The sequence below is a fragment of the Pseudomonas fluorescens genome, assembly GCF_902498065.1.
Lineage (GTDB): Bacteria > Pseudomonadota > Gammaproteobacteria > Pseudomonadales > Pseudomonadaceae > Aquipseudomonas > Aquipseudomonas fluorescens_BJ.
Genome location: NZ_CABVIR010000001.1, coordinates 1,907,451 through 1,929,069 on the forward strand (window position 1 = coordinate 1,907,451; position 21,619 = coordinate 1,929,069).

20 protein-coding genes are annotated in these 21,619 nt (G+C 60.3%); 7 read left to right on the forward strand and 13 right to left on the reverse strand.

The genetic code is table 11. From position 1 onward, the window contains the following. Positions 1–31: 31 nt before the first annotated feature. The 13 genes from F8N43_RS08960 to F8N43_RS09020 form a co-directional block, all read right to left on the reverse strand. Positions 32–1,030 (reverse strand): 3-hydroxybutyryl-CoA dehydrogenase, encoded by a 999-nt coding sequence (locus tag F8N43_RS08960; protein ID WP_150632630.1) that lies wholly within the window; start codon positions 1,028–1,030, stop codon positions 32–34. Continuing rightward, positions 1,027–2,133, reverse strand: a complete 1,107-nt coding sequence (locus F8N43_RS08965) for an NAD/NADP-dependent octopine/nopaline dehydrogenase family protein (RefSeq protein ID WP_150653640.1) — start codon at positions 2,131–2,133, stop codon at positions 1,027–1,029. Before F8N43_RS08965 ends, F8N43_RS08960 begins: the two co-directional genes overlap by 4 nt. A 151-nt stretch (positions 2,134–2,284) precedes the next feature. Continuing rightward, the gene (locus tag F8N43_RS08970; RefSeq protein ID WP_150653641.1) at positions 2,285–3,466 is read right to left on the reverse strand and encodes an alpha-hydroxy acid oxidase; all 1,182 of its coding nucleotides are present in this window, start codon (positions 3,464–3,466) and stop codon (positions 2,285–2,287) included. A 140-nt stretch (positions 3,467–3,606) separates the two neighbouring features. Beyond that, a complete protein-coding gene (locus F8N43_RS08975; RefSeq protein ID WP_150632633.1) occupies positions 3,607–4,884 on the reverse strand; it encodes an OprD family porin in 1,278 nt (425 codons plus the stop codon). Positions 4,885–5,109: 225 nt separating this feature from the next. Continuing rightward, on the reverse strand, positions 5,110–5,610 hold the full coding sequence (locus F8N43_RS08980) for a flavin reductase (RefSeq protein WP_150632634.1): 501 nt from the start codon (positions 5,608–5,610) through the stop codon (positions 5,110–5,112). 19 nt (positions 5,611–5,629) lie between these two features. Continuing rightward, positions 5,630–6,589, reverse strand: a complete 960-nt coding sequence (locus F8N43_RS08985) for a PDR/VanB family oxidoreductase (RefSeq protein WP_150653642.1) — start codon at positions 6,587–6,589, stop codon at positions 5,630–5,632. Positions 6,590–6,668: 79 nt separating this feature from the next. After that, positions 6,669–7,409 carry an SDR family NAD(P)-dependent oxidoreductase gene (locus F8N43_RS08990; protein WP_150639518.1) on the reverse strand — a complete coding sequence of 247 codons (741 nt, stop codon included), beginning with the start codon at positions 7,407–7,409 and terminating at the stop codon, positions 6,669–6,671. Positions 7,410–7,419: 10 nt separating this feature from the next. Then, positions 7,420–7,899 carry an aromatic-ring-hydroxylating dioxygenase subunit beta gene (locus F8N43_RS08995; protein WP_150632637.1) on the reverse strand — a complete coding sequence of 160 codons (480 nt, stop codon included), beginning with the start codon at positions 7,897–7,899 and terminating at the stop codon, positions 7,420–7,422. Between the two features lie 15 nt (positions 7,900–7,914). Further along, complete coding sequence (locus tag F8N43_RS09000; protein WP_150632638.1) at positions 7,915–9,189, reverse strand: aromatic ring-hydroxylating oxygenase subunit alpha; 1,275 nt, start codon at positions 9,187–9,189, stop codon at positions 7,915–7,917. A gap of 53 nt (positions 9,190–9,242) precedes the next feature. Continuing rightward, positions 9,243–9,776, reverse strand: a complete 534-nt coding sequence (locus tag F8N43_RS09005) for a nuclear transport factor 2 family protein (protein WP_150653643.1) — start codon at positions 9,774–9,776, stop codon at positions 9,243–9,245. A gap of 16 nt (positions 9,777–9,792) precedes the next feature. Continuing rightward, positions 9,793–10,152, reverse strand: a complete 360-nt coding sequence (locus F8N43_RS09010; RefSeq protein ID WP_084317862.1) for an IacB protein — start codon at positions 10,150–10,152, stop codon at positions 9,793–9,795. Positions 10,153–10,178: 26 nt separating this feature from the next. Further along, positions 10,179–11,351, reverse strand: coding sequence for an acyl-CoA dehydrogenase family protein (locus F8N43_RS09015; RefSeq protein ID WP_150632640.1), 1,173 nt, complete (start codon positions 11,349–11,351; stop codon positions 10,179–10,181). Positions 11,352–11,377: 26 nt separating this feature from the next. After that, positions 11,378–12,490, reverse strand: a complete 1,113-nt coding sequence (locus F8N43_RS09020) for an amidase (RefSeq protein WP_150632641.1) — start codon at positions 12,488–12,490, stop codon at positions 11,378–11,380. A 789-nt stretch (positions 12,491–13,279) separates the two neighbouring features. Here F8N43_RS09020 and F8N43_RS09025 point away from each other — a divergent pair. The 7 genes from F8N43_RS09025 (at position 13,280) to F8N43_RS09055 (ending at position 21,602) form a co-directional block, all read left to right on the forward strand. Beyond that, positions 13,280–14,431 carry an ABC transporter substrate-binding protein gene (locus tag F8N43_RS09025; protein WP_150632642.1) on the forward strand — a complete coding sequence of 384 codons (1,152 nt, stop codon included), beginning with the start codon at positions 13,280–13,282 and terminating at the stop codon, positions 14,429–14,431. 106 nt (positions 14,432–14,537) lie between these two features. Then, the gene (locus F8N43_RS09030; RefSeq protein WP_150632643.1) at positions 14,538–15,575 is read left to right on the forward strand and encodes a branched-chain amino acid ABC transporter permease; all 1,038 of its coding nucleotides are present in this window, start codon (positions 14,538–14,540) and stop codon (positions 15,573–15,575) included. Beyond that, the gene (locus F8N43_RS09035) at positions 15,572–17,374 is read left to right on the forward strand and encodes an ABC transporter permease subunit (RefSeq protein ID WP_150632644.1); all 1,803 of its coding nucleotides are present in this window, start codon (positions 15,572–15,574) and stop codon (positions 17,372–17,374) included. The genes F8N43_RS09030 and F8N43_RS09035 overlap by 4 nt, the downstream gene beginning before the upstream one ends. Further along, positions 17,371–18,165 carry an ABC transporter ATP-binding protein gene (locus F8N43_RS09040; protein ID WP_178082315.1) on the forward strand — a complete coding sequence of 265 codons (795 nt, stop codon included), beginning with the start codon at positions 17,371–17,373 and terminating at the stop codon, positions 18,163–18,165. The genes F8N43_RS09035 and F8N43_RS09040 overlap by 4 nt, the downstream gene beginning before the upstream one ends. Positions 18,166–18,240: 75 nt before the next feature. Beyond that, the gene (locus F8N43_RS09045; protein ID WP_150653644.1) at positions 18,241–19,227 is read left to right on the forward strand and encodes a ketopantoate reductase family protein; all 987 of its coding nucleotides are present in this window, start codon (positions 18,241–18,243) and stop codon (positions 19,225–19,227) included. 23 nt (positions 19,228–19,250) lie between these two features. Continuing rightward, a complete protein-coding gene (locus tag F8N43_RS09050) occupies positions 19,251–20,015 on the forward strand; it encodes a class II aldolase/adducin family protein (protein WP_150632646.1) in 765 nt (254 codons plus the stop codon). Between the two features lie 48 nt (positions 20,016–20,063). Next, a complete protein-coding gene (locus F8N43_RS09055) occupies positions 20,064–21,602 on the forward strand; it encodes a methyl-accepting chemotaxis protein (protein WP_412071777.1) in 1,539 nt (512 codons plus the stop codon). Positions 21,603–21,619 lie beyond the last annotated feature (17 nt).

Below are 21,619 nucleotides of genomic sequence, written 5' to 3' on the forward strand. Positions count from 1 at the left end.
AAGCTGTCGCGATCACACGTCAGCTCCGCGCTCAGGACGTTGCCACGCCACCGTTGAACACCGGTGACAGCCCCATCAACTCAAGCTTGCGGGTGAACTCACCCAGCCTCTGCAGTTTGTAGGCCTCCAGATCAACGTCCTGGTAATCATAAAAACCCTGACCTTCACGCAGCCCGTTGCGCCCTTGCGCCATGTTCTCGGCAATGACATTGGGTGGCAGGAAACGCGGATCGATGGCTTCAGCCAGGTAATGGGAGGCATAGAACAGAATGTCGCCGCCGCCCCAGTCGATAAACTCAAGCATCCCCAGCACGGAGAAACGCAGACCGAAACCGACGCGAATCGCGGTGTCGATGTCCTCGGCGCTGGCCACTCCCTCCTCGACCATTCGCGCCGCTTCATTCATTGCCAATGCCTGGATTCTCGGCACGATGTAACCGGCAGCCGGGGAGCATTGCACGGGTACTTTGCCAATTCGCTTGAGCAATGCCATCAGGCGTTGCACCACCTGCGGGCTGGTGGCCTCGCTGCGGCTGACTTCGACCAGCGGCATCAGAAACGCCGGGTTCAGCCAATGGGCATTGACGAAGCGTTGCGGGTGCGCAACCAGTGCCGCCAACTGCGTCACCAGAAAGGTCGACGTCGTCGATGCAATCACTGTTTCATCGCCACAGATCTCACTCAGCCAAGCGAACGTCAGCGCCTTGAGCTCAAGCACTTCAGGCACGGCTTCGAACACGACAGCGGCATTGTGCAAATCGTCGCCACTGCCCTCGCGATCACTCAAGCGTAAACGGCTCATCACCTGTTCGACTTGTGCCGGATCGAGTGTTCCCAGACATGCAAGCGTCGCCAGTTCGCCGCGCAAGTGGCCCTCGATCTGGCGCAAGTAGCGGTCCTGCGCCACGGGCTCGCGTTGCTTGATATCGATCAGGGTCACCGGCAGTCCGGCGAACATGAACGCCAAGGCAATGCCCTCGCCCATGCGCCCAGCACCGACGATACAGATGCGTTGCGGATCGGCGCTCATGCCTGCACTCCCTGGTTCAGGCACTGCGCCATTTCGCTGCGGCTCAGTTGAGCCAGCCCGAGGTTTTCCAGGGTTCGACCCTCGGCGTACAGGTCGATGCCACTGACCACCGTGGCCAGGCTCAACAGGCCCTGGGCGACCGGCGTCGGCACGCCGGCCCAGCGTCCGACCGACACCAGAAACGACAAGCCCAGTCGTGTGTCTTCAAGCATGTAGCGGTGCTTTTGCAAGTCGATGTCTTCACGCCAATCGCCGCTATCGGTCAGCTTGCCGTGAGCGCCGCGACCGTACATCCACTCATCGCCGTCGGCGGCGTAATGATCGGCCAGCGGGAAATGCGGTGCGCCATAGCCCAGCACTTCACGAATGGCGATACGCTCGGCGTCGAGGGCATTGGTCACGCGACGAATCGAAGGCACGGTCCCTTCGTTGTGGATGTCCCAGGTCTCGAAATGCTCAAGTGGACCCGCGTTCATCAGGATCAACGGCGGATGAATGATCGGGCCGGCGTTCATCAGCGCGCCGCTGAGTGCATCTTCGATCGGCTCGACGCTGGGGTAAGCCTCGCGCAATACGGCGAACGCCGACTCGCTCAAACGACTCGGAAAAACCCCGGTCGGCAGACGGGTCGCGTAGCCGCTGATCACCACCTGGTTATCGCCATGCTTGCGCGCCAGATAGGGCAAGGTGCCGGTCTCCGCAAACGCCACCTCGCTGTGATTCCCCACCTTTGCCATTGCCTGGGCGAACACCAGGCTGCCGAACGTCCCCGGCGGCAGGAACACCACTTGCCCGTCGCGCAACAAGGGCGCCAGTTCATTGGCAAGTGCTTGGTGGGAGGTCGACGGCAAGGCAATGACCAACAACTGAGCATCGGCCACGGCCTGTGTCAGATCGGCCGTCAAGGTCAAGGCATCCCCGACCTGCCCCAGGCTCAAGCGTCGTTCGCCACGAAAGTCGCGCACGAGCAGATGGCCCAGGCCTTGCAGTTTTTCCAGCGCGGCACTGTCTCGGCGCCACAACCGCACCGAATGGCCTTTCTCCGCCAACTCTATGGCTGCCGCGTAGCAACCGTGACCACCGCCGATAACACTGATATTCATGAAAGCACTCCTGTAGAAGAGCCTCGATCCTAACAACGGCCCCGGCGAGCCACTGCCCGAAACGCGCAAGCGTCATTCCGATTCTGCAACGCAATAAACAGGTCGAGTGCGACCACAATCAGTGTGGGAGCAAGCTCACTCCCACAATTGCTCAGGCGCGTCGTCGCTCGAACACGCTGTCGCCGTCAAGGTGGTTCAGGTGGGTGCAGCCCATCAGGTTCATGGTCCGCGTCAGTTCTTCCGTCAATACGTCCAGCGCCCGGCCAGCACCGTCTTCACCTGCCACCGCCACGCCGTAAAGGGTGGAGCGCCCCAGCAGCACGGCATCGGCCCCGAGCGCGAGCGCTTTGACGATGTCACTGCCACGCCGGATCCCGCCATCCAGCAGCAGGCTGAGTTTGCCTTTCGCCTGGGGCGCGATGGCCGCCAGTGCATCGAGGCTGCCGAGGGCGCCGTCCAGTTGGCGGCCGCCGTGATTGGACACCACCACACCGTCGAGCCCGAGGACGACGGCGCGTTCCACATCGGCCGGATGCAACACGCCCTTGAGCAACAGCCGCTCGCCCCATTGATCACGCAAACGCGCCAGCATGTCCCAGTCGAGCAAGGTGTCCATCTGCTTGCCGATGAACGCCATTGATCCCAAGGGGTTGCGCTCGCTTGGCGGCAAGTAAGGTTCAAGGTTACCCATGCCGGGCAGCCCCGATGGCCACATCACTTGCTTGAGCCAACGCGGGTGACGGACAACGTCAAACTTGTTGCGCCATGTCAGCTGACGCGGCCTGGCGAAACTGCGTCGGTCCCACTCGCGATTGCCTAGCACCATCGCATCACAGGTCAACACCAGCGTCCGGCACCCGACAGCGGCGGCGCGCTGCAAGAGGCTTTTTTGCACCGCCGGATCGCGCATGGCGTACAGCTGAAACCACAGGTCGACACCAGGCGCCGCCGCAACGAGGGCTTCAAGTGAAGTGTTGGACGCGGTGCTCAGGCTGAACGGCAAACCACGTGCCATTGCAGCCCTGGCCAAGTGAATGTCGGCATCGCGGTGCAACAGACCGTTGTAGCCCGTCGGCCCGATCAGCATCGGCATTGACAGCACCTTGCCGAACAACGCGCGAGACGTGTCGGGCGCATGGCAGGGCACCATGGCTCTGGCGTGCAGGCCATAAGCACTGAACGCGTCAAGATTGTCCTTGAGCGTCAGTTCGGCTTCCGCCCCGCCGCTGAGGTATTCCCAGACGAAGTAAGGCACGCGTCGCCGGGCCATGTCGGCCAGTTCGGCAATGCTGTGCACACGATTCAAGTCGGAACCGGTATAGAAACGACGCATAGGTCATCCTCGTAGGGCGGATAAAAACCGCTGCGAAAAAAAGCCCGGAAGGAGCGATCCGGGCGAAGGAAAACCAGTGTTGAAAAACCTTTGCCCGATGCGCGGGCAACCCGGAAGCCGCGAACGGCTCCCGGAGGATTTCAGAACTTCCAGGTGTAGGTGGTGATCAGGCGGTTCTCCTGATAATCCGCACCCGATGCACTGCCATTGCCATAGCGCGTCTTGACATCAATGCGGCGCCATTCGAAACCCACATCTTTGAGCGGACCGCTTTGCACCACATAGCCAAGCACGATGTTGCGTTCGCTTTCGACGTTTTGGTCGAGGGCATTGTTGCCCCGGTCGACACCCGTGCCGCGCATGTAACGCGTCATCAATTTCAGACCCGGCAAACCAATGCCCGCGAAGTTGTAGTCATACCGCAATTGCCAGGAGCTTTCGTTCGGCTTGACGAACGCCACTGTCGACCAGTTCACCAGGTACGGCTGCGGCGCATAGCCGTTGAGCGTCGGGAATGTCGACTCGCCAAGCATGCGCTGATAGCCGACACCGAACGCATGGGCACCCTTCTTCAGGGTCGTCATGATCCCGTAGGACTTGTTGTCGATGTCGCCGTATAACGCCTTGCCGTCCTCGCTGTTATTGAAGTAACGGAGGTCGGTCTTCACGCCGTAACCGCCCCCCAGATCGTGGTTATAAGTCAAACCCAGGTAGTGTTGTTTGTAGATATCTTCCAGCTGACCAAAGAAATAAGTACCGGACAAGTTCGGCGTAAACGCATACGTGGCGCCACCAAAGTTCAAACCGTCACTGCGACGTTTAACGTTAGGCCCATTGAACAAATACATCTTCTCGGTATTGGAAGATTCCCGGGAACTTATTTCGGTAAAACGGCCACCGGTCAGTGTCAGGTTATCCACTTCCTTCGATTCAAGCTGCACACCGTGATAGGTGGTGATTAATTGCCGCGAATCGTCGATGTAAGCCACCGGCAACGTCGGGCGAAGTTCACCAACCTTGAGTTCGGTTTTGTTGTAACGAACCTTCCCGGTCAGCGCCGCACGGCCATAGTCCCGGACTTGTTCGCCCTTGCTGGTGTCGTACGGAATGATGCTGTCCGGACCCCGGCCACCGCCGCCATCCAGGCGATAGGCGTACTGCGCCGAGAGGTCCAGGCCAAACTGCAGCGTGCCTTCGGTGTAACCCGAGATCGCGCGAAAATCGAAGCCTTGGGTCCAACTGCCGATCCGCGATTGCGGCGCATCATGCTGTTTGAAATCGCGGTCGATGTAGAAGTTGCGCATTCCCAGACTGACTTGGCTGTCGTCTACGAAATCGGCTTGCGCAACGATAGGTGTGAAGATCCCCATTACGGCCGCGGTGGTGATGCCACGGTTTACCCAGCTCTTCTGGAACATCAAACTTTCCTTCTTTTTTACATGCACATAGGCACGACTAGTGGAAGCAGATCAATTCAGCAAAAGTGCAACTTTGGCAGTCAATCCGCAGTATTGTTTTTATAACCACTTACTGCAAAAAAGTCGTAACGCAGCCGTTCGCCAGAACAGCGAAAACCGCTTTATATTTATTTTAAACACTCAACGATCAGGAAAAGTCTTATCGTTTTTTTGGGCAAACCCACATCAGGAAGTTGCTTTAGAGGCATCCCCCAGACGGTGGTAGGCACGATTGAAATACACCAGGCCTTCCTGGCTGTCGCCATTACGAATACCCAGCACCTCGCAATAGAAAATCGTGTGCGATCCCACTTCATGGGCCTGGGCGATGCGGCAGTCGAAACTGACCAGTGACTCATCAAGCAGCGGCGCACCGCTTTCCAGCGTGCTCCAGGATGCGCAGGAAAAGCGCTGTTCGGTATCGAGATTGCGGTTGGAAAAAGCCCCCGATACCTCCTGATGACCAGGGGTCAGCACGTTGACGCTCAGCACACCGTTGCTCTTGAAATGCACGTTGGAAAACGACGAGCGATTCATGCACACCAACAGCGTCGGTGGCTGGTCGGTCACGCTGCACACCGCCGAAGCGGTAAACCCGAAACGCCCCGCAGGACCATCGGTGGTGATGACCGAAACCGCGCCACCAAGCATTGCCATTGAGTTACGAAATCCAGTTGTATCGACCATGGTCTTACCCTCCGGTCTATCAGATATCCAGCACCAGCTTCTTGGACTTGGCCCGGGAACAGCACACCAGAATCTGGTCATTGGCAGATTTTTCGTCATCCGTGAGATAGACGTCGCGATGATCCGGTTCGCCTTCGATGACGTCGCACAAGCACGTGCCGCAAACGCCTTGCTCACACGACACTTCAATCTTGATGCCCACGGCAGTCAGCGCATCGACGATGCTCTGGCCTTCGGCAACCTGTACGGTCTTGCCGCTGCGCTGAGCGACCACTTCGAAACCGACACCCGAAGCGTCGACTTCGACCTGGAAGTATTCGCGGTGCACATGATCGTCGGCGTACCCCGCTTCCAGGGCCTGGGCAATGACCCAGTCCATGAAACCTGCCGGCCCGCAGACATACACGTGTACGCCGGCTTGTGGCGTGCCCAGCACTGTTGGCAGGTCGAGTTTCTGTTCGGCGGCTTCGTCGTCAAAGTGGGTGTTCAACCGCGACGCAAACGCAGCGTTACCCAGCTCCTCGAGAAAGGCGCTGCGGCTGCGCGAACGACCGCAATAATGCAGTTCGAAATCGCTGTCGCGGGCATTCAGCGCGTAGGCCATGGCCACCATCGGGGTGATGCCGATACCGCCGCCGATCAGTATCGAACGCCTGGCATCGCTGGCCAGCGGAAAGTGATTGCGCGGCAGGCTGATCTCGATTTCGCGACCTTCCTGCAGCAGTTCATGCACCGCCACCGAACCGCCACGCGAGGCGGGATCCTTGAGTACGCCCAGGCGATAGGCACCTGCGTTGGCCGGATCACCGCACAGCGAATACTGGCGGACCAGACCGGTCTTGAGGTGAATATCGACATGCGCGCCCGCCTCGAAGGCGGGCAAAGGCTGTCCCGCAGGATCACTCAGATCCAGTACGACAACACCTTCGCCCTGTTCTTCGCGCTTGCGCACGACGACTTTCAATAATTGATCGCTCATACAGGACCATCCCGATTTCGTTGTAAGGGGGCACATCTGGGCACCCCCGACTGCTATTTCAAACCGTGTAACCGTGGACTCAGCGCATGAAGATCCCGCCGTTCACGTCCCAGGTCGCCCCGGTGGTGAAGTAGGCGTCTTCGCTGGCCAGTTGCACGATCAGCTTGCCGATGAACGCGGCGTTGCCCAATTGCTTGACCGGGATCGCCTCGATCAGTTTTTCCAGGCGCTCGGGCGGCACGGCGGCGCGCACCGCCGGCGACTCGATAGGGCCCGGGGCGATGGCGTTGACCGTGACACCGGACGCCGCCAGCTCCTTGGCGAATATCTTGGTCAAGGTAATGATCGCGCCCTTGGACGCGGCGTAATGCGCGCCGGTCGCGGTGCCGCCGTTCTGCCCGGCCAGGGAAGCCATGTTGATGATCCTCCCGTACCCCCGGGCCGCCAGATAGCTGCCGAACACTTGGCAGCCGACAAAAGTGCCGCGCTGATTGACGCTCACAACACGGTCGAACTCTTCCGGGCTGATCTGCATCACCGGTGTGGTCATGGTCATCGCAGCGTTGTTCACCACCACCTGCAATTCACCCCAATGCGCCACGACGGCCGCCAGCGCGTCTTCGAAATCAGCCTTACTCGACACATCGAGCTTGAGCGCCAGGACCCGTTCGCCTGTGGCATCGAGTTCAGTGGCCGTGGCCTGTGCCGATTCCAGCGAACGGTCGCTGATCACGACCCGATAGCCGGCGTTCAGCAATTGCTCGGCAATGCTTTTGCCCAGCCCCTGGGCCGCGCCGGTGACCAATGCAACCTGTGTCATGGCAACGTCCTCAGAGGATGTAGCCGATACCGGCGAGGGTATCGGTGGAGTTGATCAGCTGAATCAACTTGCGCTGAATCTTGAAACTGTCACCGCTACGCACCAGTTCAAACGTGACATCGGCGGTGTACTGCTTGAGCACATCCTTGCGGAACTCACGCAGATTCTGCGCACAGCGTACGGTGACAATTCCGTCTTCATCCGACAGCACGCGAAAGCGCGACTGACTGCGCACAGTGCGCGCTCGCGGGGTGGTCGAAATCGATTCGCCGCTGGTCAATCGGGTGACACGCAACTGACGCATGTGGTGGTCGTCATAGGCGTAGTTCAGGGTGTTCTCGAAGTCGGTTTCCAGCGGATCGATCGGGATGATGTAGGTCGCGTTCTCGGTCCACAGATCGAGCCATTCGACGAAATCGCCGTGGTCGAGCATGTCCGCTTCCTGCCAGATGAAAGCGCTGACTTGGTTGAGCAATTGCAGGTTGTTCATGGTGTTCTCCGTCACTCAGGCCGACATCATCTTTTTCCACTGCTGGTAACCAGCGCGCATGCCGGTCTCGGCGCTCACATCGCTCACCCGCCCGTCTTCGGATTCCTTTTCACCCGGCAAGCCGCGGTTGAGCATGATCCACAGATCGGTGCCGGCACTGGCGCCGCGCTGTACGCGCTCCCAGGCTTCGGAATCGTCCGGAGTACCAAAACCCATCGGCCCCTGGAAGTGCTCATGCAGACGCAGGCGATAACGGTTGGCCACGGCCGGGCCACCGTCCATGGTGATGACGGCGTGATGGATTTCGGTTTCGTTCACCGCGATCGGTTGCAGCACCCGGAAGAACGCCATGGAACAGGCGATGTTCGGGAACAGGTTGAGGTTGAAGCCCGAACCGCCGACCGCGCGCACGATGCGACGGACCGATGCTTCGTCCTGGCCTTCGGCGCGCAACTGCGCGGCCAGGTCTTCGAAACGCTCAGGGATCGGCAAGTCGAGGTTGGCTTCCAGGTCGACCAGGTCAGGAATCATCACCATCACGCTGTGACCGTTGCCGAGGTCTTCGACATAGCCCGGCCCTTCGACGAAGTCGAACAGCTCCAGGGTCTGCTCATCCACGGACGACAGGAACGACTTGTGTACCAGCGGGAAGTGGTAGGCGTCGGTGGTGTTTTCCAGCTGGATCTTCCAGTTGCCAGGGAAGCGGAAGCGGTGCTCGCCGCCCACTTTGACCGGGTAACCGGCGCCCTGCTTCATGAACAGATCGATCCACTTCTTGGCCGGGCCGAGGAAATCGGCGAGGGGCTCAATGTCATCCTTGAAGGTGGCGAAGATCATGCCGTTGTATTGCTCGACACGCAGGCTGACCAAAGGCAGTTCGCCCTTGTCCAGGCAATCGGCGTAGCTTTCCGGGTGCGGCACACCGCGCAAGCTGCCATCCAGCGCGTAGCTCCAGCCGTGATAAGGGCAGACAAAACTGTTGGTCTTGCCTTTCTTGTGTTCGCACACCGTCGCGCCACGATGGCGGCAGCGGTTGAGCAACACATGAACTTCTTTCTTGCGGTCGCGCACGACGATCACCGGCTGCTTGCCGATATAGGTGCTCTTGTAGCTGCCGGACTCCGGAATCTCACTGGCGTGAGCGACCCAGATCCAGGTGCTGTAGAAAATCTTGTCCAGCTCCTGATCGAAGATCTTGCCGTCGGTGTACAGCGACGTGTGAACGCGGTCATGCAGGACCAGGTCGGAAGGACTGGCGTCGAGCGTTACGGTGTCTATCAGGTTACTCACGATCACTCCTCGTCGGCATTGTTCGCCGACTCTAAGAATTCTGGGTGTTACTTTCAGGACTGGCCGGACTGACCGGGTACGGGCAGGTGCGCGGCGCTGTTCCAGGTGTCTACCGGTCGGCTGAACAGGTTCTCGGTCTGAAAATGCGCCATGCGCCACTGCCCTTGTTCCTGGGCGAACCGCACGGTCAGGCGGGCGCTGTTGAGGTGCGAGGCACCCGAGGCAAAGGTCGAAGTCTGCAACATCACCCAACTGGCATCTGCGGTCTCACCGCTGACCCGGATCAGTTCCGACGTCAGGAAGTGCACGTTCAGCGAAAAGTGCGCCGGTTCAACCATGTAGGTCGCGAACATCGCTTTGATCGCCTCACGCCCCTGGTAACCGCCAAAGCTGTTCTGGTACTTGGCACCCTTGCCTTCCCAGACCGCCTGCTCGGTGAACAACCCGGCCAGTTCCTCGAGCGGGGAATCCACGCCCAGCTCGTCGCACAAAAACATGTAGCGATTCATGCAGGCGCGGATCGCGTTCTCGCTTTCCAGCTGCTCGATACGCTGTTCCAGTGCGCGCAAATGCTCTTGTGATGACATGGCGACTTCTCTCGACTCAGCGCTGGATGATCAGTTCGCGACCGGTACGGGCCTCGACCTTGCAATACTTCCAGAGCTTGTATGGGCCATTGCCGACATCCGTGGTGCGAAACAGATTGCAGGCGGCGTGGACGGTTTCGATGTCGGGTACATCGGCCAGCAGGTAAGTCGTCCAGGGCCAGCCGGCGGACGGGCCGACCATGCTTTGATCGTCGTCCATGTTGCCCAGCACGGTGACGCCTGGCAGGTCGGCGATGCCGTTCCACATGGCGCCGAACGCGGCCCAGACTTCCAGCGCTTCAGGACGCGGAGCATCGAAAAAGTTTTGGTTGATGCCGATGCAGAACAGAACTCGCAGGGCTTTTTTATCGGTCATGGGGTTCACCAATCAGTAGGAAAAAATTACAGGTAGCCAGGCAGCGGCTTATTGCCGAAGAAGATCGCGCCGGCGTTCTGGTAGGTCATATCGCCCATGAAGGCGTGCTGGGTAATGACTTGGGTGTCGTTGACGAAACGCGACAGCGGACTGGTGCGGTATACCCCACTCATGCCCGACAGCATTTGCGCGGTGCGAGCGACATCGGCCGCGACGCGCGTGGCGTGAGTCGAGGACAAGCGCAGCATATTGGTCTGCTCGACACTCACCGGGTCGCCGGCCAGAACGCTGGTCCAGGCATCGTCGATGGACTGGTAGAACCACGAACGAGCAGCGCGCAGCGACGCTTCGGCCTTGGCCATCTCGACCTGGGCCAGCGGCCGATCGGACAACGATGGAGCACCGGTCACGGAGATTCGGCCACTGGCCATGCCGCTCAACTCATCAAGTGCCGCGCGGGCAACGCCCAGGCCGACCACTGACAACACCTGCGTGGCGAACGACAGTGACGGATAGCGGAAGAACGGCTCGTCAAGATTCGATGGACCGCCGCGAACGAAGGTCCACTCCTCCGGCACCACCACGCCTTCGACGACGACGTCATGGCTGCCAGTGCCGACCAGGCCGACGACGTTCCAGGTTTCCTCGATCCGGACCTTTTCCCGAGGCATCACCGCCAGCCGTGGCAGGCCGAGCATCTCGCCGTTTTTCGGGCTGATGCCGACGCCGATCAGCGACGCGCCCATGCAACCGCTGGAAAACTTCCAGCGCCCGTTGACCTCCAGGCCACCTTCAACAAACGACGCAGGCTGCGGAGGGAAGATCCCGCCGGCGAACACCACGTCAGGCGAATCGGCATAGATTTTCTTGATGGTTTCCAGTGGCAGCGCTGCCAGGTAAACCGGGCTCATGCCGAAGCTGGCGACCCAACCGGCGGAGCCGTCCGCGATGGAGATATCTTCCACCATCTGGCAAAACTCGGCCGGCGAACGCTCGTCTCCGCCGAAGCGTTTTGGCACCAGCGCCCGATAGACACCGAGCTTGCGGAACTGCTCGATAACGTCCTGCGAGATGAATTTTTGTTGGTCGAATTCTTCGTTCCGAGCACGCGCACGAATCTCGACCAGCAGTTTCTGAAACGCTTCATTCGCCGTGATCGGCACGCAGCGCTGGTGATTCAGCTCGCTTGGCGCAGTCATGGGTTTCTCCATAGTAAGCATCACGATTACTCTTCCAGGCGCCGGACCAATTCGCGGGCGACTGCGCACAGCAGTTCGTCCGCGCCGTGGGCGGCAATGAGTTGAAGGCCGACCGGAAGCCCCGAAGCACTTTCCAGAGGAATGCTCAGAGCCGGATGACCGGAAAGGTTGAAAGCGCGCACCAGGGATGTCATGCCCAGGGCAGCGCGAGTGTCGGCCGCATCGGCGACCAGCAAGGGAAAGTCGGGCATGGTCGGCATGGCCAGAATCGGGGTGATGGCCAAGGCTGCGTCCACTTCTGCGATAAACGCGCGGCGGATGATTTCGGCCTCTTCAACGGACTCGGCCGAGGTCAGACTGGCGGCGCGCAGACGGTCGGCGACATCGTTGCCAACCCGACCGGTTTGCAGAAGATGACCACACGCAGCCCAGGTTTCGGCGTTGATGATCACCATGCCGGCGCCATACGCGGCGGCCATGCCAGGCAGCGTTTGCTCAAGCAGCTTGAAGCGCGAACGACCCAGCGCCTGGTTCACCACCGAATGGATCTGTTCGTTGGCCTCTACCGCGACAACGCCGATAGCAAGATGCTCAGGCACCGGGACGGAAGTGAACGTGGGATCAATGACGCGCATCGCTTCAATCAAGCGATCGATATCCAGTGCCAGAGGACCTACGCAATCAAGGGTACTGCGCGCAGGCATCACACCCTGACGGCTGACACGACCGAAGGTTGGCTTGAGACCGAATACACCACAGCACGCCGCTGGAATCCGTACCGAACCGCCGGTATCGGTGCCGAGCGCAAAGTCGCAAAGGCCTGCCGCCACCGCAGCTGCCGAACCACTGGAAGAGCCGCCCGGTATATAGCCCGGATAACGCGGATTGGACGCCGTGCCGGTCCATGCGTTGAGGCCGGTGGTGCCGAATGCCAATTCATGCAGGCTGGTTTTACCAGTGATCTGGCAACCCGCCTTCAGAACAGACTGAACCACGTGTGCATGTTCGCCGGCCGCCGGCGCATCGGCCAGGGCGCTGCTTGAAGCGCGGGTCGGATAGCCGGCGATGTCGATGGTGTCTTTCACCATGACCGAAAGGCCATTCCCTCCCAAGGCTAAATCCTCAACAACGATCGACATGCTCTTTACCTGCTCGTTATGTGTCACCAGAACGGATGACCTCGGCACCATGGCCGTGGAAAACGCTTAAATCTAAAATCGTAATATTTACGTGAAATGTCAATTGAATTTTACCAAATAAAAGAGTGTGTATTTTCGGTGCAGATTTTCCTTTTCCGCACCAACGACGTGCAGTTTGGTAACACTGCCGCCAAAACGAAAAAACACCGTTATTTGATATTATTTCTTTATAAATCAACATTTTATGAATTCATCACAAACAAAATGCAGCGAAACATTTGGAAAAATGTTGAGCGGGAGACTCTCTGGAATGGCAATCAGTAAAAAATAAATCAGCCGAAAAACGGCAGTTAAAAACAGTCTAAAAAATCACTGTTTTTTGAGTTTTTTGTCAGCTGGTTTTTGGCCATTCGAGGGCTTCCTTGATCCAGATCAAAGCCTTGTTTGATATGGCGTGCTGCGGGTTTTTCCCGCCCGTCAAATGCCCCTCTGCCGGTCCTTCGGATCACCTTGGCCGGACCGCCTCGAAGCGTTCGCATCAGGCATCGCAGTAACGGCTTTCTGCCATGCACTGAAAAATTTCTGGCATGCAATCTGCTTTTGCCCTCTTCGCCTTCGACCGATCACTCATGGTCGAGCGGCACCCTGATGGCTCGGTAACAGACCTGGGGTGCCGCCGCAGTTCGATAACTAAAACAGGGCCGTACCTTGGGCCGTACTCGCACCACGTCGTGGTCGGGGCGGCTGGCCATTAGCCTTTTGCAGCGTTGCAACTCTTCGGAGAAAGTCATGCTTTTCAGAAAAGCCGTGTCCACGTTGTTGTTGAGTGCCGCCTGCGCCGCCGCTGCGCAGGCGGATGTGAAAGTCGGTGTCATTACCTCCTCCACCGGGCCGATCGCACTGGTCGGGCTACCACAGAAAAACACCGTGCCGTTGCTGCCGACCCAGGCCGGCGACCAGGTGGTGAAGTACATTTCTCTGGATGATGCGAGCGACCCGACCGCTACGGTGAAGGCGCTGAAGAAGCTGATCGACGAAGAAAATGTCGATGCCATCATCGGCCCGAGCGGCTCGCCCAACGCCATGGGCGTGATCCAGTTTGTCGCCGAGGCAGGCGTGCCATTGCTGGCACCGGTGGGTACCGCTGCGGTGGTACTACCGATGACCGAACAGAAGAAATGGGTATTCAAGACCACGCAGAACGATGACCTGATCGCCAAGGCGCTGTTCGAACACATGGCCAAGAAAGGCGTGAAGACCCTCGGCTTCATCGGCACCGGCGACCCTTATGGCGAGAACTGGGCCAAAGTCATGGCCGGTCTGGCAGCGCAGCAGAACATCAAGGTCGTGGCCAACGAGCGCTTCCAGCGCCAGGACACCTCGGTCACCGGGCAGAGCCTGAAAATTCTCGCCACCCGCCCCGATGCCGTGCTGGTCGCAGCGCCGGGCAGTTCGGCGGTGATGCCGCAGACCACCCTGTTCGATCAAGGCTATCGCGGCCAGGTCTACCAGACCCACGGCGCGGCGCTGCAAGACTTCCTCAAGCTGGGCGGCAAGAAGGTCGAGGGCACCATTCTGGCGGCCAGCCTGATGCTGGTACTGGATGAAATCCCCGACAGCCATCCTTCGAAGAAAATCGCCAGCGACTACACCACGGCCTACGAAAAGCTCAACGGCAGCAAGCCGGCGACCTTCGGCGGGAACACCTTCGATGCCGGTCTGCTGCTGCAGCAGGCGATTCCGATTGCAGCCAAAAAAGCAGCACCGGGCACGCCTGAATTTCGTGCGGCCCTGCGTGATGCGCTTGAGCAAAGCCACGAACTGGCCGGCACCCAAGGCGTTTACAACATGACGCCGCAGGACCACAGCGGCTTCGACGAGCGCGGGCGCGAATTGATCGTGGTGAAGAACGGCAACTGGATGTTGTTGCACGACAACTGATCGAAACCCGGGCGCACAACCACTGCGCGTCCTGCCCGCTTGCCGGCGAGCCAACCTGCGCCGGCAAGCGGGCCTGATATTCAATCTGTAGAAAAGAGCTCTCATTATGAATTTCCAGATAGCCATGCTGCTGGGCCAGGACGGCATGACCAACGGCGCGATCTATGCGCTGTTGGCCTTGTCGATCCTCCTGGTGTTCACCGTGACCCGGATCCTGTTGATCCCCCAGGGTGAATTCGTGACCTACGGCGCCTTGACCATGGCCACGTTGCAGAGCGGTCACCCGACTGCTCTGGTCTGGCTGCTGCTCGGCCTGACGCTGATCGACTGCGCTCTCGATGTCTGGGGCGCGGCACGTTCAAGCCAGGCCTTTCGGTTCCCCGTGCGCATTCTCTTCAAGCTGGGCTATGCCGGCCTGCTGGCAGTGCTGATCAACACCTTGCCGTTGGCCGAATTGCCGATGGCAGTCCAGGCCTTGTTGACGCTGGCGCTGGTGGTTCCGCTGGGGCCGCAAATCTACCGACTGGTGTTCCAGCCGATCGCCTCGGCCAGCTCACTGGTCTTGCTGATTGTGTCGATCGCCGTGCACGTGAGCATGGTCGGTATCGCCCTGTTGCTGTTCGGTCCCGAAGGCGCACGCACGCAACCATTCTCCGAAGCCGGCCTGGAGCTGGGTCCGGTCACGTTCAACAGCCAGACGCTCTGGGTGCTGGCCGTGTCCCTGGGGCTGATCGTCGGACTGTATCTGTTCTTCGAGCGCACGCTGTATGGCAAAGCCCTGCGTGCCACCGCGGTTAACCGCATGGGGGCGAGGCTGATGGGCATCTCGCCGACCCTCGCCGGCAAGTCGACCTTCCTGCTCGCAGCGCTGATCGGCACGCTGTCGGGGATCCTGATCGCCCCGATCACCACCCTGTATTTCGACTCTGGTTTTGTCATCAGCCTCAAAGGCTTTGTCGGCGCGATCATCGGCGGACTGGTGAGCTATCCGGTCGCCGCACTCGGCGCCCTGGCGGTGGGCTTGATCGAAGCCTTCTCGATGTTCTGGGCCAGTACCTACAAAGAGATCATCGTGTTCACACTGATTATTCCGTTCCTGCTGTGGCGTTCGTTCACCAGTCGTCATGTGGAGGAAGAAGAATGAATTCGCGCTATCTGTTGCTTGCCCTGTTGCTGGTGGTGGGCGTTGCGCCGCTGCTGTTGCCGCCGTACTACGTCACCCTGCTCAATTACATCGGCATGTACGCCATGGTCGTCTTGGGGCTGGTGCTGCTCACGGGTGTCGGCGGCATGACCAGTTTCGGTCAGGCCGCGTTCGTCGGGCTGGGGGCCTACACTTCTGCCTACCTGACCACCACCGAGCAATTGCCAGCCTGGCTGGCGTGGGCCGGGACGTCACCGTGGCTGACGCTGCTGGTGGGCGTGGCGCTCACTGCGTCAGTGGCACTGATTCTCGGTGCCCTGACGCTCAAGTTGTCTGGGCATTACCTGCCGCTGGGAACGATTGCCTGGGGCCTTTCGCTGTACTACCTGTTCGGCACGCTGGAATCCCTGGGCGGCCATACCGGCGTCGGCGGCTTGCCATCGATTTCGCTGTTCGGCCTGAAACTGGATAAGGGCGAAAACATTTTCTACCTGATCTGGGCCCTGCTTTTATTGGCGATCGTCATCACACAGAATCTCCTGAATTCTCGCGAAGGCCGCGCCATTCGCGCACTCAAGGGCGGTCAGGTCATGGCCGAGTCGATGGGGGTCAACACCTTCCGCTCGAAGATGGTGATCTTCGTCATCTCTGCGGTGTTCGCAGCCATTTCCGGCTGGCTTTATGCGCACACCCAACGCTTCGTCAACCCGACACCCTTCGGCCTGAACATGGGCATCGATTACCTGTTCATGGCCCTGATCGGCGGGGTCGGCAGCGTGTGGGGCGCCCTGCTCGGCGCGGGCATCCTGACCCTGCTCAAGCAATGGCTGCAGGACTGGTTGCCGCACTTGCTGGGTAACACCGGCAACTACGAAATCATCGTATTCGGCATCCTGATCGTGGTGCTTATGCAGCGTGCACCGGGTGGTCTTTGGCCTTTGCTGACGCGCCTGATACCGGTCCGCTTCAGGGTCCGCGCCAAGGTCCGGAATGTCGACGCCAAAGCGGCACCCCTGCCCCGTCGGCAACTGCCCGAACATGGCGAGCTGATCCTTGAAGCGCGCAATGTGACCAAGCGCTTCGGCGGACTGGTGGCCAACAACGACATGAGCCTGGAAATCCGCTCAGGTGAAATCCTCGCGCTGATCGGCCCCAACGGTGCCGGCAAAAGCACCATGTTCAACCAGCTCTCCGGCGTCGATACACCGAGCAGCGGCGAAGTGCTGTTCATGGGTCAAAAGATCAACGGGCTGAACTCGCGGCAAGTCGCGCGCATGGGTATGAGCCGCACCTTTCAGCACGTGAAACTGCTGGGCAACATGAGTGTGTTGGAGAACGTCGCCATTGGCGCGCATTTGCGTGGCCAGCAAGGTGTGCTGTCGGCGGCTCTGCACCTGGATCGTCGCGAGGAAGCCGAACTGCTCGGCGAAGCCCGGCGTCAGCTGGAGCGCGTTGGCCTGGGCGATTACTTGTATGAAGAGGCCGGGAGCCTGGCACTCGGCCAACAGCGGATTCTGGAAATCGCCCGCGCCTTGTGCGCCGATCCTTGCCTGCTGCTGCTCGACGAACCCGCCGCTGGCCTGCGCCTGAAAGAAAAGGAAGCCCTTGGCATTCTGCTCAGCCGCCTGCGCTCCGAAGGCATGGCGATTCTGCTGGTCGAGCACGACATGGACTTCGTCATGGGCCTGGTCGATCGCGTGGTGGTCATGGAGTTCGGTCAACGGATCGCCCAGGGCCTGCCCGAAGATGTACAGAAGGATCCGGCCGTGCTGGAAGCCTATCTGGGAGGAGTTGAATGATGAACATGCAAGTGGAACCGCACCTCGCACCGCGCAACCAGGTTGACGACGCCGTGCTGGAGATCAAAGGCCTGAGTGTGGCCTACGGCAAGGTTGAAGCGCTGAGCGACGCCAGCCTGACCGTCGGCAAGGGTCAGATTGTGACGGTGATCGGCCCCAACGGCGCCGGCAAAACCACCCTGCTCTCGGCCATCATGGGCGTGCTTGGCTCCCGGGGTCAGGTGCATTTCGACGGCAGCCTGGAAACCTTGCCGGAAGTGGAAGTGATGGTCTCGCGGGGCCTGGGCCTGGTGCCGGAAAAACGCGAATTGTTCACCAGCATGAGCGTGGCCGACAACTTACTGCTCGGCGCTTTTCAACGCCATCGCCGGGGCGACCGTCGCTACAGCGAAACGCTTGGCGAAATCTACGAACTGTTCCCGCGCCTGTGGGAACGCCGCGAGCAATTGGCGGCGACGTTGTCCGGCGGTGAACGGCAGATGCTCGCCGTGGGCCGGGCGCTGATGGCCAAGCCCAAGCTGCTGATGCTCGACGAGCCAAGCCTGGGCCTGGCGCCGCTGATTACCCGGGAGATCTTCCGCATCATTACGGCGCTGCGGGAGCAAGGGGTATCGATCCTGCTGGTCGAGCAAAACGCGCGCGCCGCCCTGCGGGTGGCCGATTACGCCTATGTGCTGGAAACCGGCCAGATCGCCATGCAGGGCCCGGCGCAGCAACTGGCTGATGACCCCCGCGTTATCGAAGCCTATCTCGGGCTGGCCAGCAAGCATCAGGAAATGCTCGCCAACTGACCACCGCCCTGCCCCGACGTCCGTAACGGCACCGGGGCCGGCCTTCCCAGGCTCTTCTGAACATCCGGAGTCACGATGAACGCTTCCCCCTTGCGCATCGGCATCGCCGGCGCCGGTGCCATCGGCTGCACCCTCGCAGCCCGTCTCGCGGGTAACGGCCATACGGTCAACGTACTGGCCCGAGGTGAAACCCTGACCGCCATCCGCCGTGACGGCATCCACTTGTCCGATCTGGACGGTCATCATCATGTGCAAGTCGAGGCCAGCGACGACGCTGCGAGCCTTGGCGAGCAAGACCTGATATTCCTCTGCACCAAGGCACAAGCGCTGGCCAGCCTGCTGCCGCAACTGCAACCGATGATCGGCGCCGAGACGGTGGTGATCCCGGTGATCAACGGCGTGCCGTGGTGGTACTTCCACGGTGAAGGTGGACGCTACGACGGGCAACGGGTGAACGCGGTTGATCCGCAGTCGACGCTCAACCAAGCCTTGGACCTGCGCCACGTGATCGGCTGCGTGGTGTTCATCACCGCGCACTGCCCGGCAAATGCCGTGGCTGAATCGAACACCCCGCACCTGATGATTTTCGGTGAGCCTGACAACCGCCTCAGTCCCCGCCTGGAGCGTGTGCGCGCATTGATCGAAAGTGTCGGTATCGAAGCACGAGCCACCGACCGCATCCGCGACAATCTGTGGACCAAGATCATCGCCAACCTCACCTCCAACCCCCTCTCGGTGATTACCGGTGCGACGCTTGATCAGCTTTACAGCCTGCCGGAGTTACGCGACCTGGTCAGCAGTTGCCTGCACGAAGCCTTGCTGACGGCCGCCGCGTACGGCGCGCGCGTGAGCATCGATCCACGGACCTTTCTCGAACTCGGCACCGGCATGGGTGCCGTGCGCACGTCGATGCTGCAGGACTATGAGAAAGGTCGCCCTCTGGAGTTGGCCGCCATCGGCGACGCCGTGCTGGAGTTGGCCGATGGCATGGCGATCCCGATGCCCGTTACTCGACACCTCATTGCCCTGGCACGCTTTCGCGGCGAACAGGCCCGTCACTGAATCACTACGACAAGGACTCCGACATGGACCACACCCCAATGACAAAACCGCAGGCGTACAGCGACGAAGAATGGGCACTGCGCGTGCAACTTGCGCACTGCTACCACCTGGTGGATTTCTTCGGCTGGACCGAGACGATCTTCAACCATATTTCCGCACGCCTGCCCGGCCCGGCGCACCATTATCTGGTCAACCCGTTCGGCCTCAATTACACCGAAGTGACACCGCAAAACCTGCTCAAGGTCGACCTGCACGGCAAAAAGCTCGAGGACTCGCCCTATGACGGCAACCCTGCCGGTTTCGCCCTGCACAGCGCGGTGCACGGCGCCCGTTCGGACATTCAGTGCCTGATCCATACGCACACCACGCCGATTTCGGCCATCGTCATGAAGAAGGCCGGTTTTGCCCATAACGACTTTTACGGCGCACAACTCTACGGACGGATCGGTTACCACACCTTCGAAGGCATCACGCTGTTCGATGACGAAAAAGCACGGATGATCGACAGCCTTGGCGACAAGCACATCCTGGTGCTGCGCAATCACGGCATTGCCGTCGGCGAAAGCAGCATTGCCAAGGCGTTCTTCCTGCTGTGGACCGTGCAGCGCGCCGCCGAAATCCAGTGCCAGGCCGGCGCTCTCGGCGGTGAGGACAATCCGCTGCCTGAAGCGATCAGCCAGAAGTGTGCCGAACTCACGGCCATGCTCATTCGGGACAGCGGCTTCGCTGTGAAATTTTTCGACGCCATGGTTCGCAAAATGCGCGCCGAGCGCGGCCAATGCTGGTAATCGCGGGAGCGTTCAGTGGCTAAGTCAAAGGAATACACGCCGCCGGCCATCGTGGCGGCGCAGCCGGAAATACCGATCTCGCGCCTGGATACTCGCGGCCATCTGATGGCCTGCAACGATGCCTATGTGGCGCTCAGCGGTTACGCCCGAGAGGAGCTGCTGAACCAGCCGCACGAACTGATCAATCATCCGCTGATGCCCAAGCGAGTCATTGATCGTATGTGGGAGACCTTGCGCAGTGGTGTGCCCTGGACAGCGCCCATGATGGGTCGCGATAAACAGGGCACGACGTTCTGGTGCAATCTCTATGTGGTACCACTGCTGGAGGGCGGTCAGCTGAATGCGCTGGGCACGGCATATCACCCGATGGACACCGCCCAAAGCCTGCGAGCGGAAAAACTCTATCGACGCTTGAATGACGGTCACGGCCCGCTGACTTTTGCCCGCCGCATGCAGGAACACGCCAGCAGCCAGGGTATCGCCTGGTTAGTGGGACTTGGCGTCACGGGCGCAATGGCTGTTGGACAGATCGACCTGGCACCGGGCCTGCTGGTGCTCGGCGGAGTCCTCGCCGCGAGCTGGCAATGGCGAGCCAGACAACAGGCGGACGTCCGCCGGATCATGGCCCGGCACGATCAGGTCTACAGCGACGCCTTGCTCGCCCCGCTTCAGGAGGGCAGCGCCAGCCTCGCCAGCCGTTTTGACATGGCCCTCAATAGCCAGAACACACGGATGCGCACGGTCATGGCGCGTATCCGGATCAACGGCGAGACCGTGCGTCAACGCGCGCAGGAATCGTCGACACTGGTACAGACCCAATCCGGGCACCTGCAACGGCAACTTGAAGAAGCCGAGCAGTCCGCCGCGGCCGTCCATCAAATGAGTGCCACGATCCAGGAACTGTCGCGCAACCTGCAGCACGCAGCCGAAGCCACCCAAGCCGTCGACCGACTGGCTCACGATGGTGACCGGATGTCCGGGCAAAGCCAGCGTTCGATGACCGGCCTGTGCACCTCGGTCGAGGAAATTGGCCTGGCCGTCAGCCGCCTCGCGGAATCGATCGAATCCATCAGCGGCGTTGCGCATGTGATTCGCAGCATCGCGGAGCAAACCAATTTGCTGGCGCTGAACGCGGCCATCGAAGCCGCCCGCGCCGGCGAGACCGGACGCGGTTTCGCAGTGGTCGCCGATGAGGTACGCAGCCTCGCGACCCGCACCCGCGAATCCACTGAGCAAATCCAGCGCTCGATCGAGCAGTTGCGTGACGGCAGCGCCCTCGCCCTCGCCACCGCGCAACGCGGCGAATCGGCCGCGCGGGAATCACGCGAAGACGTATCGCAAGTCCAAACCGCATTGCGGCGCATCTGCGAGGAAGTCGGACAGATCTCCGGCATGAGTTTGCAAATGGCCTCGGCCATCGAACAGCAAGGTCAAGTCGCGCAAGAGATCAATGGGCAGATTTCCCAGATCGTGAACCTGGCGCAAACCAGCAGCGATCAGTCCCGACGCAGCACCCAGATCGGCGAGGAGCTGCATCAACTGGCCAACTCCCAGCTCGACCTGGCCCAGCGCTTTCTACAGGGCTGAGCGACTCATCCTCCGCA